At 61.7% G+C, this 18,120-nt stretch carries 15 protein-coding genes; 1 reads left to right on the top strand and 14 read right to left on the bottom strand.

Translation table 11 applies throughout. The features are described from left to right. The 6 genes from QOM08_RS22150 to QOM08_RS22125 all read right to left on the bottom strand — a co-directional run bounded on the left by QOM08_RS22150 (position 1) and on the right by QOM08_RS22125 (position 6,360). Positions 1 to 912: a DMT family transporter gene (locus QOM08_RS22150; protein ID WP_047227054.1), complete on the bottom strand. Its 912-nt coding sequence runs from the start codon at positions 910 to 912 to the stop codon at positions 1 to 3. Positions 913 to 1,024: 112 nt separating this feature from the next. Further along, positions 1,025 to 2,212: a cyanate transporter gene (locus tag QOM08_RS22145; protein WP_047227053.1), complete on the bottom strand. Its 1,188-nt coding sequence runs from the start codon at positions 2,210 to 2,212 to the stop codon at positions 1,025 to 1,027. A gap of 126 nt (positions 2,213 to 2,338) precedes the next feature. Continuing rightward, entirely contained in the window at positions 2,339 to 3,265 is a 927-nt protein-coding gene (copD, locus tag QOM08_RS22140) for a copper homeostasis membrane protein CopD (protein WP_316912131.1), read from the bottom strand. Between the two features lies 1 nt (position 3,266). Then, entirely contained in the window at positions 3,267 to 3,653 is a 387-nt protein-coding gene (gene copC / locus QOM08_RS22135) for a copper homeostasis periplasmic binding protein CopC (protein WP_047227052.1), read from the bottom strand. A gap of 60 nt (positions 3,654 to 3,713) precedes the next feature. Beyond that, complete coding sequence (locus tag QOM08_RS22130) at positions 3,714 to 4,616, bottom strand: copper resistance protein B (RefSeq protein WP_188252008.1); 903 nt, start codon at positions 4,614 to 4,616, stop codon at positions 3,714 to 3,716. A gap of 10 nt (positions 4,617 to 4,626) precedes the next feature. Then, a complete protein-coding gene (locus QOM08_RS22125; RefSeq protein ID WP_188252007.1) occupies positions 4,627 to 6,360 on the bottom strand; it encodes a copper resistance system multicopper oxidase in 1,734 nt (577 codons plus the stop codon). 393 nt (positions 6,361 to 6,753) lie between these two features. On the opposite strand from QOM08_RS22125, the gene nadA reads away from it, so the two are divergent. After that, positions 6,754 to 7,812: a quinolinate synthase NadA gene (nadA, locus tag QOM08_RS22120; RefSeq protein WP_047227049.1), complete on the top strand. Its 1,059-nt coding sequence runs from the start codon at positions 6,754 to 6,756 to the stop codon at positions 7,810 to 7,812. A 49-nt stretch (positions 7,813 to 7,861) separates the two neighbouring features. Here the strand turns inward: nadA and QOM08_RS22115 are convergent, their stop codons facing one another. From QOM08_RS22115 to QOM08_RS22080, 8 genes are all read right to left on the bottom strand, one after another. Next, a complete protein-coding gene (locus QOM08_RS22115) occupies positions 7,862 to 8,350 on the bottom strand; it encodes an RDD family protein (RefSeq protein ID WP_316912130.1) in 489 nt (162 codons plus the stop codon). Positions 8,351 to 8,449: 99 nt separating this feature from the next. Then, positions 8,450 to 8,662, bottom strand: coding sequence for a cold-shock protein (locus tag QOM08_RS22110; protein WP_139049289.1), 213 nt, complete (start codon positions 8,660 to 8,662; stop codon positions 8,450 to 8,452). Positions 8,663 to 9,055: 393 nt separating this feature from the next. Continuing rightward, positions 9,056 to 10,180 (bottom strand): glycine cleavage system aminomethyltransferase GcvT, encoded by a 1,125-nt coding sequence (gcvT, locus tag QOM08_RS22105; protein WP_139049290.1) that lies wholly within the window; start codon positions 10,178 to 10,180, stop codon positions 9,056 to 9,058. Positions 10,181 to 10,219: 39 nt separating this feature from the next. Beyond that, positions 10,220 to 11,596, bottom strand: coding sequence for an L-serine ammonia-lyase (locus QOM08_RS22100; protein WP_047227046.1), 1,377 nt, complete (start codon positions 11,594 to 11,596; stop codon positions 10,220 to 10,222). 186 nt (positions 11,597 to 11,782) lie between these two features. After that, on the bottom strand, positions 11,783 to 14,632 hold the full coding sequence (gene gcvP / locus QOM08_RS22095) for an aminomethyl-transferring glycine dehydrogenase (protein WP_316912129.1): 2,850 nt from the start codon (positions 14,630 to 14,632) through the stop codon (positions 11,783 to 11,785). A gap of 10 nt (positions 14,633 to 14,642) precedes the next feature. Then, complete coding sequence (gene gcvH, locus QOM08_RS22090; RefSeq protein ID WP_139049293.1) at positions 14,643 to 15,026, bottom strand: glycine cleavage system protein GcvH; 384 nt, start codon at positions 15,024 to 15,026, stop codon at positions 14,643 to 14,645. A gap of 431 nt (positions 15,027 to 15,457) precedes the next feature. Beyond that, positions 15,458 to 16,966, bottom strand: a complete 1,509-nt coding sequence (locus tag QOM08_RS22085) for a sigma-54-dependent transcriptional regulator (protein WP_047227043.1) — start codon at positions 16,964 to 16,966, stop codon at positions 15,458 to 15,460. A gap of 209 nt (positions 16,967 to 17,175) precedes the next feature. Beyond that, entirely contained in the window at positions 17,176 to 18,081 is a 906-nt protein-coding gene (locus tag QOM08_RS22080; protein ID WP_188252002.1) for a LysR family transcriptional regulator, read from the bottom strand. Between the last annotated feature and the right edge of the window lie 39 nt (positions 18,082 to 18,120).

The following is an 18,120-nucleotide window of genomic DNA, read 5'->3' as shown; positions in this document are numbered from 1 at the left end:
TCAAGCCGTGACGGTTCTGGTGTTTCGGCTGCTGAGCACCAGTGCCAGCATGCCGATACCCACCAGGGCAGCACCGAGGATCTCGATCATCAGCGGTTGCTGCCTGAGCCAGAACCAGTGCAGTACGGTCACGAACAGGGTGCTGAGGTAGACATAGGAAACCACCGTGGACGGCGCGATTACCCCAATTGCCCGGTGCAACAGCCAGAAAGTGGCGAGGGTGCCGAACACGGCCAGGTACATCAGCCAGCCGATATCCAGCGTCGACAACTGCAGAGCGCTGCGCCAGCCGCCGCTGAACAGGCAAAACACCAGCAGAAACAGCGCCCCGAACAGCATGTTCCAGAACGTCATCGTCACCGGGTCGCGGCCTTTCAGCGCGCGGACCTTGAACCGTTGGCTGAGGGGGGAATACAGCGCCATCGCCAGGCAACCGGCGCCGAAAACCAGCACGGGATAGAGCGCCGGCAATTGTCCCGGAGCCGACCCCTTGAGGGTCAGCAACACTGCGCCGATCGCTGCGGTCGACATCGGCAGCAGGCGGGTCTTGAGGCTTGGGTTGGGCAGCAGAAATACCTCGAACAACAAGGTCATCAACGGCACCAGCGTGTACAGCGTCGCGGTATTGACCGCCGAGGTGTAGCGCAACGCTTCGAACAACGAACCGAAGTACGTTGCCAGCAACAGGCCAAGTACGGCATGGGCCAGCAGGCCTTTGCCGGAGACCGGCGAGGTGTTTTTCAGCAGCAACAGCGGCAGGAACATCAGGGCGGAAAACAGCAGTCGCAAACCGGTGAGCAGGATCGGATCGATTGACTGACTGACCTGCGCCGCGGCAAAGAACGACGCTGCGATCAGGATTGCCCAGATGAGCATGCCCCAGTGAGCGGCTGCGAAACCGACGTTTTTCATCAAGGTTCTATTCCTGCTTTCAAATACCGGAACGTCATGAGGGACAAATCGGCCGGCTGTCATGGTGAGTGTGAAAAACAGGGCCGCAGTCAACTGCAGCCCTTTGACGTCACTAGCTGATATGTCGCGCGTAGTGTTTGGGATTGAAGCGCAGGACCATCACGATCATCAGCGCCATGACCGCGGTGAGCGACCACCAGGCCCATTCGAAGCTGCCCAACTGATCGCGGATCATCCCGGCAATCAACGGCGAGAGCCCGGCGATCAGGTAACCGATACCTTGCACGAAGGCCGTCAGACCACCGGCCCGACGTGGGTTGTCCAAGTGATCGAGGGACACGATCAGGCTCATTGGGAACAGACCGCCAATGCCCAGCCCCAGCAGGCAAGGCCACAACAGGCTGAAGCGGTCCGGGCTGAGGATCAGGCCGCAGAACCCCGCGATGATCAGGGCCAGCAAAACCGCCAGGACCAGGCGCTTATCCTGGCTGCGGTTGGCAATCGCCGGGGTGACGAGGCCGGACAATACTTCCATCGCGGTGAGGAACCCCAGCAGCAGGCCGGCGTGCTGTTCGCTCCAGCCTTTCTCCACGTAATACGGCGCCAGCCACGCCAGCACGCAGGTGTAGGAGGCGGTGCCGAGGCCGAAGAAGATCGCCAGCAGCCAGGCCCGCGAGTTGCTGAAAAACGATTCCTGGCGCTGTGCCGGGGCTGCGGGCAAGGGCGTGACGGCCGCGCGCTGGGCGTACCAGCAGCCCAGGGCGATCAGCGCCAGCAGTGCCCAGATCGCCAGGCCGATACGCCAGCTGCCGGTCTGCGCCAGGACGAACGGTGAAAACGACGCCGCAATCGCCGCGCCGCCCATGATGGACGTGACGTACAGGCCCATGAACAACGAGACATTGTCGGCGAAGCGCGATTTGATCAGTGCCGGCATCACGGCTTGGATCAGGGCGATACCGATCCCCGCCAGCACCGCGCTGATAATCAGCTCGACGGCGCTGTCCAGGTACAGGCGCGATGCCGTGGCGATGCCGATGATCAGCAGCGACAGCACGATGGTGCGGTGCTCACCGATGCGCAGGGCAATGCGCATGCCCAAGAACATCGCCAGACCCATGGCCATGACCGGCAACATGGTCAGTAACGAAGCGGTGCTGAAACTCAGCGGCACCTCGCCGCGAATGGCTGATAACAATGGCCCGACAGCCGCCATAGAGGGGCGCAGGTTCAGTGCCACCAACACCACGCTGACCATCAGCCAGACGGCGTGGGTGCTTGAAGTTCGAACGTTTTCCATAACAGAGCCTTGCTGGATAAAGCTCCATTTAGGCTGGGATGTGAGGGGTGGGGCAAACTGAAATCTGGTGGGGGGTATTTAAAAATCAGGTGCACTCCAAACCCCTGTTCAGCGGAGTCAGTCGTGCTATTCCATCGCCGGACTCAACGTCCCGAGCCATGCCACCAACGCCAGTATTACCACCGCCACGGACAACTCCAGAGCCATGCTGCGCCGCAGGGCATTGACCGCCACGCTGTGCTCCCCGGTCTGCCGAGCCTGTTCCAGCAACGGGCTCAGATGAAAACGATTCAGCGCGGCAAACACCAGCATCGCCGCGAACAACACGACTTTCAGCGCCAGCAATTGACCATAGGTGCTATCCAGCAGCCCGTCGACGCGAGGACCGACGATGAACAGATAGTTCACCACCCCTGTCACACAGATCACCACCACAATCACCGCCCCGGCTGTTTCAAACCCGGTCAGGGTTCGCGCCAGGACCGGCAGCCGGTGTTCAGCACGGCGAAGTAGCAGGGCAAACGCAGTCAGGGCGCCCACCCAGCCGCCCGCCGCCCACAGGTGCAGAAAATCGGTGATGAAGTGCCAGTTACGGCGCAGGCCTTCGTCCATGGCGCCATGCCCGGCCCAGGCCAGTGTCGCCAGGGCCACGGCACCGCTGAGGGTGACCAGCCACAAGCTGGCGGTCGGTGCCGGGTGGTTCAGGGCCACCGCTATTGCCGCCAGCAACAGCGCCGCGATCCGAACACGCCAGCTCAAACCCACGTCGGTTTCGAACACCATCATTTCAATGTGCGGCAGCAGCTCGTTCCAGTCGGTGACGCCGCTCATGGCCCAGGCCATGCACAGCATGGCGGCCACCGACAACAGCACGCCAAACAGCGCTGTGGTCAGCACAAGTGCTTTGAAGTGCACCACCACGCCCGAGATCCGCTCTGGACCGCGCAAGCTATACAGACCGAACGCGGCCAGGCCGAACAACACCATCAGATCCAGGTACAGGGCAAAGCGCAGAACAATGTTGAGCAGGTCAATGTTGATCGAGGCGCTCAAGTCACTTCACCTTGAACGTGACATTGCCAGTGATCGGGTGAGTATCGGACGACACCGCGCGCCACTGGACCTGGTAGGTGCCGGTGGTGAGCGGAGCGTTCGGGGTAATGACCATGGTTTTGGGGTCATCGCTGCCGGAGACCTTGGCCTTCATGGGCATGGGCGAGTGCGCCGACATGCCGGGCATCCCGGTCATGACCAGCTTGGCGCCGGAGAACTTGGTCATCAGGTTCTCGGAAAAATGCAGTTCGATCTTTGCCGGCGCCGCACCTTCAGCACCTTCGGCGGGCGTGGAGGAAAGCAGCTTTGGGTGCGCTTGGGCCAGGCCACTGATTAACAGACCTGTGGACAGCGCGACGGTGACTACAGCGGTTCTGATAAATGACATGCAAGGACTCCTACAGCTCAGGTTTCTAGTTTTTTTGGTTGATTGAGATGACATGCACCCTTAGAACCACATGCGCACGCCCAGCACCAGGCGTGCCTCGCTGCGGTCTTCGTTCTCTTCCCGGGCGTAGTCGGCAGTGTTGCCGTAGACGCGGTTCCAAGTGACGCCGATATAAGGGGCGAACTCACGGCGGATTTCGTAGCGCAGCCGCACACCCACTTCAGTGTCCGACAGCCCGGAGCCGACACCGCGATCGGGATCGTTCTTGCCGTAAAAGTTGGCTTCGGCGGTGGGTTGCAGGATCAGACGATTGGTCAGCAGGATGTCGTAGTCGCCTTCCAGGCGCACCGCACTCTGACCGCCTTCGCCGATGAACGCGGTGGCCTCGGCTTCAAAGTTATACAGCGCCATGCCCTGTACACCGAAGGCGGCCCAGGTTTGCGGGTCGCCCGGCTTGAAATCCTGGCGCACGCCGGCGACCACGTCCCACCAGGGGCTGACGGCATGCCCCCACAGGGCCTGGAGTTCGGCTTCCTCGGTCTTGCCGTTGGTGCGTTCGCCTTCGGAGCGCAGCCACAAGCGATCGATGTCGCCGCCGATCCAGCCCGAGGCGTCCCAGCTCAGGGCACTGCCATCATCGGCGTCTTGCCATTCCAATTGGTCGATGAGCAAGAATGAATGGATGGCGCTGTCATGCACGGCATGGCCGCCATGGTCTTCGTAGACGGCGGCGCGGTCGGCGTCGGTCAGCTCGGGAATCGGCGTGCGGCTGCTGGTGGGGGCCGATTGCATCGGTTCCATACCCTGCATCGAGTCCATGCCTTGCATCTGGCTATGGTCCATCCCCTGCATCTGGCTGTGATCCATGCCTTGCATGGCATCGCTCGCGGCCCAGGCCGAGCCAGTGGCGCCCAGGGTGAGGCTGGCAAAAAGTGCCAGGGGGTAGTGAAAAATAGTGGTCATGGTCGGCTCCTCATTCCTGCACCCGAACTTCACGGAACATCCCCATCTCCATGTGGAACAGCAAGTGGCAGTGATATGCCCAGCGTCCGAGGGCGTCGGCGGTGACCCGGTAACTGCGTTTGGAGCCCGGCGGCACATCGATGGTGTGTTTACGCACCATGAACTGGCCATTCTCGTCCTCCAGATCGCTCCACATACCGTGCAGGTGGATGGGGTGAGTCATCATGGTGTCGTTGATCAGCACGATGCGCAGGCGCTCGCCGTACTTGAGCAGCAGCGGTGCGGCATCGGAGAACTTCACGCCGTTGAACGACCAGCTGAATTTCTCCATGTGGCCGGTCAGGTGCAGTTCAAGGGTGCGGCCCGGTTCACGCCCGTCGGGGTCGGGGAACGTGCTGCGCAGGTCCGAGTAGGTGAGGACCTTGCGACCGTTGTTGCGCAGGCCCATGCCCGGGTCGTCGAGCTTGGGGCTGACGCTCATGGCCTGCATGTCCACCAGCGGATTGTCTTTTTCGGAGTCTGGATGGGACAGCCCGTCGTCCATGCCTTGCATGGAGCCGTGGTCCATCCCCGCCATTTGACTGTGATCCATGCCCGCCATGCCCTGCATCGAGCCGTGATCCATACCACCCATGCCCATGTCGTCCATGGTGACCAGTGGCCGTGGATCCAGCGGCGGCACCGTTGCCGAAAGACCGGAACGGGTCGCCAGGGTGCCGCAGGCGTAGCCGGTGCGATCCATCGATTGGGCAAACAGCGTATAGGCTTCTTCGCTTGGCTCGACGATAACGTCATAGGTTTCGGCCACGGCGATGCGCAGCTCATCGACGCTCACCGGTTTGACGTACTGTCCATCGGACGCCACCACGGTCATTTTCAGGCCGGGGATGCGCACGTCGAAATAGGTCATGGAGGAGCCATTGATCAAGCGCAGGCGAAGGCGTTCGCCGGGTTTGAACAGACCGGTCCAGTTCATGTCCGGCGTCTGGCCGTTCATGAGGTAGGTGTAGGTGGCGCCACTGATGTCGGCCAGGTCGGTGGGGTTCATCTTCATTTCGGCCCACATCTTGCGATCGGCCACGGTGGCGGCCCAGCCGTTCTTGCCGACATCGTCAATGAAATCACCGACGGTGCGTTTGTTGTAGTTGTAGTAGTCCGATTGCTTCTTGAGCTTGCGGATGACATCGGCGGGGTCTTCGTCGGTCCAGTCGGTGAGCATCACCACGTAGTCGCGCTCGTACTGGAAGGGCTCGGGCTCCTTGGCGTCGATCACCAGTGGGCCGTAGACCCCGGACTGTTCCTGGAAGCCGGAATGACTGTGGTACCAGTAAGTACCGTTTTGCCGGACCTTGAATTGATAGACGTACATGCCATCGGGCTCGATGCCCTTGAAGCTCAACCCCGGCACGCCGTCCATGTTGGCCGGCAGCAGAATGCCGTGCCAGTGGATGGAGGTTGGATCTTTCAAACGGTTGCGCACCCGCAGGGTCACGGTGTCACCCTCACGCCAGCGCAGCAGCGGGCCGGGGATGCCGCCGTTGATGGTCTGGGCGGTGCGCGGATTGCCGGTGAAGTTGACCGGGCTTTCGCCGATGAACAGGTCGAATTCGGTGCCCGTCAGTACATTGGGTTGGCCGGGGCTGGTGACCGCCCAGACGGGCGCGCGCCACAAGCCCAGGCCAGCCAGGATGCCGCCGGCAGTCAGGCCTTTTACGAAGGTTCGCCGGGAAGTATTTGATTGCATGCCGTTTGAAGTCCGTCAGTCGATTTGCAGCGAGCACAGGGGCGTCCGTGTGCAGGGTTGAAAGAAAGATGACACAGGCGGGAACGCGAAGTGATTACATTTCAGTCAGGTTGACGCGGCTATGGGAGCAAGGCTTGCTCGCGATGAAGGCCATGCGGTTTTTCAGAAATCGAGGCGCCAGCTTCGCGGGCAAGCCTTGCTCCCACAGATAGAGCGCTGGCCACAGGGCACAGGTCAGAATGATCTTTTGCAACGGCGGGTTATTCTGTAGCCTTGCCGGCTTCACGCTATACCGTGCCTGATTGATACCCACTTTCCCGGCGGTACCCGAGTGGTCCGGAGCCGGGTGTATACTCGACTTTCGCGCAAAACGCGCCTGCAGGTCTTGCGAACATGACGCAAATTTCCGAACGCCTTCTGGTTCAGGCCCATCTCGACGCCAAACAGCCCAAGCCGCTGACCGCCGAGCAAGAGGCCTGGTACCGCGCCGCCATCGCCGCCGAGCTCAAGGCTCAGGATGCGGTGCTGGTCGCGCACTTCTACTGCGACCCGATCATCCAGGCCCTGGCCGAAGAGACCGGGGGCTGTGTGTCCGACTCCCTGGAAATGGCCCGCTTCGGCAACGCCCATCCGGCCAAGACCGTGGTGGTGGCCGGGGTCAAGTTCATGGGCGAGACCGCCAAGATCCTCAACCCCGAAAAACGCGTATTGATGCCGACCCTGGAAGCCACGTGCTCCCTGGACCTGGGTTGCCCGGTGGAGGAGTTCTCGGCGTTCTGCGACCAGCATCCGGAACGCACCGTGGTGGTGTACGCCAACACGTCGGCAGCGGTCAAAGCCCGGGCCGACTGGGTGGTGACGTCCAGTTGCGCACTGGAAATCGTCGAGAGCCTGATGGACAACGGCGAGACGATCATCTGGGGCCCCGACAAGCACCTGGGCACTTATATCCAGCGCAAGACCGGCGCCGACATGCTGCTCTGGGACGGCGCCTGCATCGTTCACGAAGAGTTCAAGTCCAAGCAGTTGGAGGACATGAAGGCGCTGTACCCGGACGCCGCAATCCTGGTGCACCCCGAGTCGCCAACTTCGGTGATTGAACTGGCCGATGCGGTGGGCTCCACCAGCCAGTTGATCGCCGCGGCCCAAAGCCTGCCGAACAAAACGCTGATTGTCGCCACTGACCGTGGCATCTTCTACAAGATGCAGCAGTTGTGCCCCGACAAGGTCTTCATCGAAGCCCCCACCGCCGGCAACGGCGCGGCATGCCGCAGTTGCGCGCACTGCCCGTGGATGGCGATGAATACCCTGGAGCGCACGCTCAAGAGCCTGCAGGAAGGCACCAACGAGATATTCGTCGACCCGGCGCTGATCCCCCAGGCCATTCGCCCGCTCAAGCGCATGCTGGACTTCACCCAGGCGGCGCGGATGAAGCTGGCGGGCAATGCCTGAAGGTAGCTCCAAGTTGCAAGCTGCAAGTCCAAAGCTTGCAGCTTGCGACCTATTTCTTTTTCTTGGGAATTCGCACCAGCTGCGTATCCGAGTAGAGGTCATGCCAGGTGCGCTTGCGCTTGTCTAACAGCGACCAGATGAAGCCCAGTCCCGCCAGCAGCAATGAGGCGATCGACACGACAAATCGCAACAGGGCCTGCCACAGGCTGATCGCCGTGCCATCGGCGTTCTGCACGCGAATGCACCACACCTGCATGCCCAAGGTCTGGCCGTTGTGGGTCCAGAACTTGGCGAAGAAGCCGAACAGCACGAAAAGCAGCACGGTGGACAGTAGCGGGTCGCCGTCCAGTGCGCCGGCGTCGGTGAGGGCGCGCATTTTTTCTTCGCCGATGATCGCCATCTGAATCATCTTGTAGACGCCGCCAGTGACGATCAGCAGGGCTGTGCACAGCAAAAAGTCATAGAACATCGCGGCCAGGCGACGGCCCAGGGTGGCGGGAGGGAACTCGCCTTGGGGGATGAGCAGGTGTTTGGGCATGACGGCCTCGGACGAAAAAGAGGCCATTTTACGGATTTACGCCCATAAAAAAGCCCCTGATATCAATCAGGGGCTTTTTTAATGCGCAAAAGCTACAACCTATGGGAGGGGTTCCACTTGGTCGGCCTGCATGCCTTTTTGGCCCTGCACTGCGACGAAAGTGACTTTCTGGCCTTCCTTCAGGCTTTTGAAGCCGGTGCCCTGGATGGCGCGGAAGTGCACGAACAGATCCGGACCGTTTTCAGGAGTGATAAAACCAAAACCTTTTTCGTCGTTGAACCACTTGACGGTACCGCTCTGACGATCAGACATTTTCTTATTTCCTTGACGCTAAATTAATGACAGCCTCTCTCACATGAAAGAGTACTGGGGCTGGGTTGCAGGAAAGTAAGAGACGTCGAGCGGGATGTAGCGAACTTCATAGGCTACTGCCCAGGTCACGGTTCCAAGCGACCCATGCAAACACAGTGACCAAACTCTACGCCAACTATGAACAAAAAAACAACCCCCTCTGAAAGCCCCGTATTTGCTCAGCATTCTCGTATTTACAGGGGCTGCGGGCTGGGGCTTATTCGATAGGCTAGTTCAATTGTTTTCAACGTTATAGGTGCAATTTCAATATCGAGTAGATGCACCTTTTTATGGCGGTTGCGTTACACATTAGTGCACGTATAACGCAACCGCGTTACGTATAGAAACAGTCAATCAACCGCGGTAGTAGCGTTGTGGAACAAATGGCATTTTGCTTACAAGCAAAGGCACTTTTTTCCCACGCACGATGGCCCAGACTGGCGTATCCAGTGCGACATAGGCGCTGTCCAGGTAACCCATCGCCAACGGAGCGCCCAGGGTCGGGCCGAAACCGCCGCTGCACACCGTACCGATAATCTCGCCCGCTTCGTCGACGATCTCTGCACCTTCGCGCACGGGTGTGCGTTCCTGGGGCAGCAGGCCGACGCGTTTGCGCTTCACGCCGCCCTGTTGCTGGGCGAACACGGTTTCAGCGCCCGGGAAACCACCGGCCCTGGCGCCATCGGCGCGGCGGGCTTTAGAGATCGCCCACAGCAGGCTGGCTTCGATCGGGGTCGTTTCAGTGTTCATGTCGTGGCCATAAAGGCACAGGCCGGCTTCCAGGCGCAGGGAGTCGCGAGCGCCCAGACCGATGGCGGCCACTTCCGGTTCGGCCAGTAGGGCGCGGGCCAGTTTTTCGGCCTCGGCGGCGGGCACCGAGATCTCGAAACCGTCTTCACCGGTGTAGCCCGAACGGCTGACAAAGCAGTCCATACCCAGCAGCGTGACGCGCTGGAACTGCATGAAGGTCATCTTTGCCACGTCTGGCGCCAGTCGTGCAAGCACGGTGACGGCGGCCGGGCCTTGCAGGGCGAGCAGGGCGCGGGCTTCGAACAGTGGCTCGATGCTGCACTGGTCGCCGATATGGGCGCGCAGGTGGGCCAGGTCCTGCTCCTTGCAGGCCGCGTTGACCACTAGGAACAGCTCGTCGTTGCCCAGGTTGGCGACCATCAGGTCGTCGAGGATGCCGCCGTTTTCGTTGGTGAACATGGCATAGCGCTGCATGCCCACCGGCAGGTCGATGATGTCCACCGGCACCAGGGTTTCCAAGGCTTTGGCGGCGTTTGCGCCGCTCAGGCGGATCTGGCCCATGTGGGACACGTCGAACAGCCCGGCCTGATCGCGGGTGTGCTGATGTTCTTTCATCACGCCCAATGGGTATTGCACCGGCATGTCATAGCCGGCGAACGGCACCATGCGGGCGCCGAGTTCGAGGTGCAGGGCGTGCAACGGGGTCTTCAGCAATGGTTCGGTGGACATATCAGCTCCTGGAAAAAATGTAGAAGTGAGGCAAGCGCATCAGCATTCGATGATGTTGACCGCCAGACCGCCGCGGGCGGTCTCCTTGTATTTGCTTTTCATGTCGGCGCCGGTCTGGCGCATGGTGCGGATGACTTTGTCGAGGGAAACGAAGTGATGCCCGTCGCCGCGCATGGCCATGCGCACCGCATTGATGGCTTTCACGGAGCCCATGGCGTTGCGCTCGATGCACGGCACTTGCACCAGGCCGCCGATGGGGTCGCAGGTCAGGCCGAGGTTGTGTTCCATGCCGATCTCGGCGGCGTTTTCCACTTGCTGCACGCTGCCGCCGAGCACTTCGCACAGGGCGCCGGCGGCCATGGAACAGGCCACGCCGACTTCACCCTGGCAACCGACTTCGGCGCCGGAGATGGAGGCGTTTTCCTTGTACAGGATGCCGATGGCGGCGGCGGTCAGCAGGAACCGCACCACGCCGTCTTCATTGGCCCCAGGGATGAAGCGCATGTAGTAATGCAGTACGGCCGGGATGATTCCCGCCGCGCCGTTGGTCGGCGCGGTGACGACGCGGCCGCCGTAGGCGTTTTCTTCGTTGACGGCCAGGGCATACAGGTTGACCCAGTCCAGCACCGACAGCGGGTCGCGCAGGGCAGCTTCCGGGTTCTTGCACAACTGACGGTGCAGCGCCGCCGCCCGGCGCTTGACCTTCAGCCCGCCCGGCAGGATGCCTTCGTTGCGGCAGCCGGCCGCCACGCAATCCTGCATCACCTGCCAGATCTTCAGCAGGCCGGCGCGGGTTTCGGCTTCGGGGCGCCAGGCACTTTCGTTGGTCAGCATCACCTGGCTGATGGACAAGCCATAGGTGGTGCAGTGGCTCAACAAGTCCTTGGCGCTTTTGAACGGGAAGGTCAGGGGGGTAGCATCTTCGACGATACGGTCGGCGCCGGCAGCGCTTTCGTCGACGACAAAACCACCGCCTACCGAGTAATACTCGCGGCTGCGCACCTGCAGGCCCGCCGCATCGAAGGCGCGGAAGATCATGCCGTTGGGATGAAAAGGCAGCGGCTTGCGAATCATCGCCAGGTGCAGTTTTTCGTTGAATTCAATGCAGTGTTCACCCAGCAGGTTCAGGCGCCCGTTGCTGCGAATCTCTCGCAAGCGGGCGTCGACCGTTTCAGTGTCCACGGTATCCGGGTGTTCGCCTTCCAGACCCAGCAGCACGGCCTTGTCACTGCCGTGGCCTTTGCCGGTGGCGCCGAGTGAGCCGTAGAGCTCGACCTTGACGCTGGCGGTGGTGTTGAGCAGGTCATCACGACGCAGCCCTTCGACGAAACGGGCAGCGGCACGCATCGGGCCGACCGTGTGGGAACTGGAGGGGCCGATGCCGATTTTGAACAGGTCGAACACGCTTAACGACATGGTGTTTCTCCGGTTTCTTTTTATGAGGATCGACGGTTTAAGGTCTGGCATAGATCCTTGTGGGAGCGAGCCTGCTCGCGATAGCGGAGTGTCAGGCAACATCTCTATTGGCTGTTACGCCGCTATCGCGAGCAGGCTCGCTCCCACAGAGGATTCGGAGGGCTGGTAGATCGCCCTCCGCTCAGGTCAAGCGTAGCTTTCGATCGACGGGCAGGCGCAGACCAGGTTGCGGTCGCCGAACACGTTGTCGACCCGGCCCACCGGCGGCCAGTATTTGCCGTCGATCAACGACGCCACCGGGTACACCGCTTGTTCGCGGCTATAGGGGTGGGTCCACTCGCCGACGATTTCCGCGGCGGTGTGGGGGGCGTTTTTCAGTGGGTTGTCGTCTTTGTCCAGGCTGCCGTTTTCCACCGCGCGGATTTCTTCGCGGATGCAGATCATGGCGTCGCAGAAGCGGTCCAGTTCTTCCTTGGATTCGCTTTCGGTCGGCTCGATCATCAGCGTACCGGCCACTGGGAACGACATGGTCGGGGCGTGGAAGCCGAAGTCGATCAGGCGCTTGGCCACGTCATCGACGCTGATGCCGCTGCTGTCCTTGAGCGGGCGCAGGTCGAGGATGCATTCGTGGGCCACCAGGCCGTTGCTGCCGGAGTAGAGCACCGGGTAATGCTCTTCCAGACGGTGGGCAATGTAGTTGGCGTTGAGGATTGCCAACTGCGAGGCACGCTTGAGGCCCGCGCCGCCCATCATGCGGATGTACATCCAGGTGATCGGCAGGATGCTTGCGCTGCCAAATGGCGCCGCGCACACCGCGCCTTCCTTGCGCGCCATGTTGGCGTGGCCCGGCAGGAACGGTGCCAGGTGGGACTTGACGCCGATCGGGCCGACACCCGGGCCGCCACCGCCGTGAGGAATGCAAAAGGTCTTGTGCAGGTTCAGGTGCGACACGTCGCCGCCGAACTTGCCCGGGGCGCAGAGGCCGACCATGGCGTTCATGTTGGCGCCGTCGATGTACACCTGGCCGCCGTTGTCATGAATGATCCCGCAGATTTCGCGGATGCCTTCTTCGAACACACCGTGGGTGGACGGGTAGGTGATCATCAGCGCCGCGAGGTGTTCGCGGTGCTCGGTGGCCTTGGCCCGTAGGTCTTCGATGTCGACGTTGCCGCGAGCATCGCAGGCGGTCACGACCACACGCATGCCGGCCATGTTGGCGGTGGCCGGGTTGGTGCCGTGGGCTGACGATGGGATCAGGCAGATATCGCGACGGTCTTCGCCACGGCTCTGGTGATAGGCGCGGATCGCCAGCAGACCGGCGTATTCACCCTGGGAACCGGCGTTGGGTTGCAACGACACCGCGTCGTAACCCGTGGCAGCGCAGAGCATGGCTTCCAGTTCGTCGGTCAGTTGCTGGTAGCCGGCGCTCTGTTCGGCGGGGGCGAACGGGTGCAGGGCGCCGAACTCGGCCCAGGTCACCGGGATCATTTCGCTGGCGGCGTTGAGTTTCATGGTGCAGGAACCCAGCGGGATCATGGTGCGATCCAGGGCCAGGTCCTTGTCGGCGAGCTTGCGCAGGTAGCGCATCAGCTCGGTTTCGGAGTGATAGCGGTTGAACACCGGGTGGCTGAGGACCGCCGACTGGCGCACCAGCTCGGCCGGGATACGGCTGTGCACGGTGGCGGCCAGGGCGGCGAAGTCCGGCAGGGCCTTGCCGTCGGCCAACAGGCTCCACAGCGTTTCGACGTCCGCCTGGCAGGTGGTTTCGTCCAGGGACAAGCCCAGGCGTTCAGCGTCCACCACGCGCAGGTTGATGCGCTGGGCACGCGCCTTGTCGTGCAGGGCAGCGGTTTGCGCGCCGGTGTGCAGGGTCAGGGTGTCGAAAAAGCTGTCCTGCTCGACAGCCAGACCCAAGGCGCCCAAGCCCTTGGCGAGGATCGCGGTGAGGTGATGAATGCGGTTGGCGATCTGAGTCAGGCCTTTAGGGCCGTGATACACGGCGTACATGCTGGCGATGTTGGCCAGCAAGACCTGGGCGGTGCAAATGTTGCTCGTGGCTTTCTCGCGACGGATGTGTTGTTCGCGGGTCTGCATCGCCAGGCGCAAGGCCGGCTTGCCGAAACGGTCCACGGAAACACCCACAAGGCGGCCCGGCATATCGCGCTTGAAGGCATCCTTGGTAGAGAAATACGCCGCGTGTGGGCCGCCAAAGCCCAATGGCACGCCAAAGCGCTGGGCGCTGCCGATGGCCACGTCGGCGCCGAACTCACCCGGTGCCGTCAGCAGGGTCAGGGCCAGCAGGTCTGCGGCGACAGCAACCAGGGCGTTGGCGGCATGGAAGCGTTCGGTCAGTTCACGGTAATCGAACAGGTCACCGTTGCTGGCTGGGTATTGCAACAGCGCGCCGAAGAAACTGCCGACATCGGTCAGTTCGCGTTCGTCGCCCACGACCACGTCGATGCCCAAGGGCTCGGCACGGGTGCGCAGCACATCGAGGGTTTGCGGGTGGCAATGGCGGGAAGCGAAGAAGGCATTGCTGCCCTTGTTCTTGCTCAGGCGCTTGCAGAAGGTCATGGCCTCGGCGGCGGCGGTGGCTTCGTCCAGCAAGGATGCGTTGGCGATCGGCAGGCCGGTCAGGTCGCTGATCAAGGTCTGGAAGTTCAGCAGTGCCTCGAGACGGCCCTGGGAAATTTCCGGCTGGTAGGGGGTATAGGCGGTGTACCAGGCCGGGTTTTCCAGCAGGTTGCGCAGGATCGGCGCTGGCGTGTGGCAGTTGTAGTAGCCCTGGCCGATGTAGGTCTTGAACAGTTGGTTCTTGCTGGCGATGGCCTTGATCGAGGCCAGTGCATCGGCTTCGCTCTGGCCGTCGCCCATGTCCAGCACGCTGGTGCCCTTGATGCTTTCCGGAATGACGCTGGCGCTCAACGCTTCCAGGGAGTCGTAGCCCAGGCGCTCGAGCATGGCTTGCTCGTCGCTGGCTCGCGGGCCGATGTGGCGGGCGATGAATTCGTTGGCGGTGCCGAGATTAACGGTCATGTTGCGCTCCTCAGGCTTCGGCGTTGGCTTTGATCAGGCGGTCATAGGCGTCCTGATTCAGCAGTTGGTCAACTTGGGTGGCGTCGGCGGGCTTGAATCGGAAAAACCAGCCTTCGCCCAGCGGATCTTCGTTGACCAGTTCCGGATTGCTTTCCAGGGCCGGGTTCACTTCCTGCACTTCTCCGTCCAGCGGCATGTACACACCGCTGGCGGCTTTCACCGATTCCACGGTAGAGGCTTCGTCACCCTTGGCGTAGCTTTGCAGTTCCGGTAACTGAACATAGACCACATCGCCCAAGGCGTTCTGGGCAAACGCGGTAATACCAACGGTAACGCTGCCGTCGGCTTCAGTGCGCAGCCATTCGTGATCTTCAGTGAAACGCAACTCGCTCATGGAAACTCCTGGGGCCAGATTCGTCTGGTGGACGCGAAGAAAGGCGCGGGGCTTGGCCCGGCCGAATGGTTATATCCTTAGCAAGAATGCGGCCAATGATAATAAATGCTTATATATCAATGGCTTATTTGGTTTTTTCGAACACAGATTGTATTGGGCTGTAGCGAAAACGCTACAGCTATACGCCTGGAAAAAATCGTTGTGGGATCAAAGCCTTGCGCGGCGCAGCTTAGCGCCAAGTGTATCGATATCGTTCCGCTGTAGCGCTTTCAGTACAGGTGGAGGTCGTTTTTGAGCCAGGTTCCAGATACGCCGCAGGTCCCAATGTGGGAGCGAGCCTGCTCGCGATAGCGGTGGGTCAGCCAGCACGGATATTGACTGATACATCGCTATCGCGAGCAGGCTCGCTCCCTCAGAGGGCAGCAGCGTGCTTACGGCTTGCCGGAAATCCCGTATTTACGCAATCGATGGGCAATCGCTGTATGGGAGGTTTGCAGGCGGCTGGCGAGCTGGCGGGTCGAGGGGTAGTTGACGTAGAGGCTTTCGAGCAGGTGTTTTTCGAAGGCTTCCACCGCTTGCTCAAGGCTCTCGACTTCCACGTCACCCTGGCGCGCCACGGACGTGCCGGCAATGTCCAGGTCGCCAATGTCCACCAGGCTGCTTTCACAAATGGCGGCGGCGCGGAAGATCACGTTCTGCAATTGCCGCACATTGCCCGGCCAGCGGTTGCCCAGCAGCGCCGGGTAGGTGCCGGGGGCCAAGCGGCAGACCGGGCGCTGGATTTGCGCACAGGCCTGCTGCATGAAGTAGCGCGCCAGCAGCAAGATGTCCTGGCCACGCTCACGCAGCGGCGGCACTTCGACGTTGAGCACGTTCAGGCGATAGAACAGGTCTTCGCGGAACGAACCTTCGCTGACCATTTTTTCCAGGTTGCGGTGGGTCGCGCTAAGAATGCGCACGTTGACCTTGATTTCCCGGTCGCCGCCGACCCGACGGAAGCTGCCATCGTTCAAGAACCGCAGCAGCTTGGCTTGCAGGTAGGGCGACATCTCGCCGATTTCATCGAGAAATACCGTGCCCTGGTTCGCCAGTTCCATCAGCCCCGGCTTGCCACCCCGTTGCGCGCCGGTGAAGGCGCCGGGGGCGTAGCCGAACAGTTCACTTTCGGCCAGATTCTCCGGCAGCGCCGCACAGTTCAGGGCCAGGAACGGCGCGCCGTGGCGGGCACTGATGGCATGGCAGGCCCGGGCCACCAGCTCTTTGCCCGTGCCGGTTTCGCCCTGGATCAGCAACGGTGCATCCAACGCCGCTACCCGCTGGGCCCGGGCCTTGAGGGTGCGGATCGCCGGGGATTCGCCCAGCAACGCGTCAAACCCTTCGGCGTGGTCGTGGTGCAGCGCCGACAGGCGTTCGCCGATGCGGTTTGGCTGATAGAGGGTCAGCAACGCACCGGCGTTTGTAATGGGCGTGGCGTCCAGCAGTAAGGTCTGGCCGTTAAGGGTGATTTCCCGCAGCGGCAGGCGGAAACCATTCTCCAGCAGAGCGACCAACAGGGCTTCGTCACCGAACAGCTCGGCAACGCTTTCCCCGGCCGGTTCACGCCCGTACAGGGCGATCAACGCCGGGTTGGCCAGCAATACGTGGCCGGCGCTGTCGAGGGCCAGTACCGGGTCGGTCATGGCCGCGAGCAGGGCGTCGAGCTGCAAATGCCGACGCTGGCCGGGCAGGATGTCCACCACGGTGACCGCCTGCACGCCCCGCACGCTGAACAGCGCCTCGCGTAATTCGTCCAGCACCTGCGGGCTGAGGGTCGGGGCATCGATGTAGACGTTGGGCGGCACCATCTCCACCGCATCCAGATTGAGATTGCGCCCACCGAGCAGCGCCAGGACTTCCTGGGTAATGCCGACGCGGTCGATGAAACTGACGTGGATACGCATGGGGCGGTTCTGGGTTCTGGAATACGGAGGGTGGCAAGTATGCCTTGGGGCGGGCTATTGGTGAAATCCTGGTGCAGTACTTGAGAACGGCGGTGACCCCCTGTGGGAGCGAGCTTGCTCGCGATAGCGGTGTGTCAGTTAATAAAAGGGTGGCTGACACGCCGCCATCGCGAGCAAGCTCGCTCCCACAGAAGTCCCTCAGGCGGCAGCTACAACCCAACATCCCACTCCGGCCTCTCGGGAAATTTGAGTACCAAAAAATCCAGCAGGCTGCGCAGCGCCGACGGCATGTGTTTGCGTGAGGCATACACCGCGTACATGTTCATCCGGCGGGGTTCGGCGTGGGGCAACAGGCGGATCAGTTCGCCGTTCTTGATGTGCGTGCCGGCCTGGTAGCTGGGCAGCATCGCCACGCCCGCACCGGCTATCGTGGCCTGCAGCAATGTGCTGGCCTCGTTGGCGCTGATGTTGCCCTGCACCGGCACCGAGACCTGCTCGCCGTCCTGCTCGAAATGCCACAGGCTCTTGCCGACGTAGGAGTGGGTCAGGCAGTTGTGCCGGCTCAAATCCTCGACCCGTTGGGGCGTTGGGTGTTCACGCAGGTAGCCGGGCGAGGCGCAGATCACCGAGCGACAGACTGTGAGGCGCCGGGCAATCAGGTTCGGGTCTAGGTCGTTGCTCATGCGGATCGCCAGGTCGATGCGCTCGTCCACCAGGTTCACGGTGCGGTCGAGCATTTGCAGGTCGACGCTGACCCCTGGGTAGCGCACGACGAACTCGGTCATGGCTGCCGCCAATTGGGCCTGGCCGAACGAGGTGCTGGCGCTGATGCGCAGCATGCCCCGTGGCGCGTCGTCCGACGTACTGACGGCGGCCTGCATGTCGCCGGACAGATCCAGCATCTGCCGACAGCGCGGCAGGATCTCCAAACCCGCGGCCGTCAGGCTCAATTTGCGGGTGGTGCGATGCATCAGCCGGGCACCGACCCAGTCTTCCAGTTCCGCCAGATACCGTGACACCACCGGTCGTGACAGGTCCAGGTGTTCGGCTGCCGCCGACTGACTGCCCAGTTCCACCACGGCGACGAACACTTGCATTGCTTGTAGACGATCCATGATTTGCCCGATTTCAGAAACAAACTATGTCCAAGCATC

This window comes from Pseudomonas sp. P105 (assembly GCF_032614175.1).
In the GTDB taxonomy this organism is placed as follows: domain Bacteria; phylum Pseudomonadota; class Gammaproteobacteria; order Pseudomonadales; family Pseudomonadaceae; genus Aquipseudomonas; species Aquipseudomonas rhizophila.
Note: the sequence above shows the minus strand (reverse complement) of the source record. Positions and strands in the feature narration are given on the sequence as shown.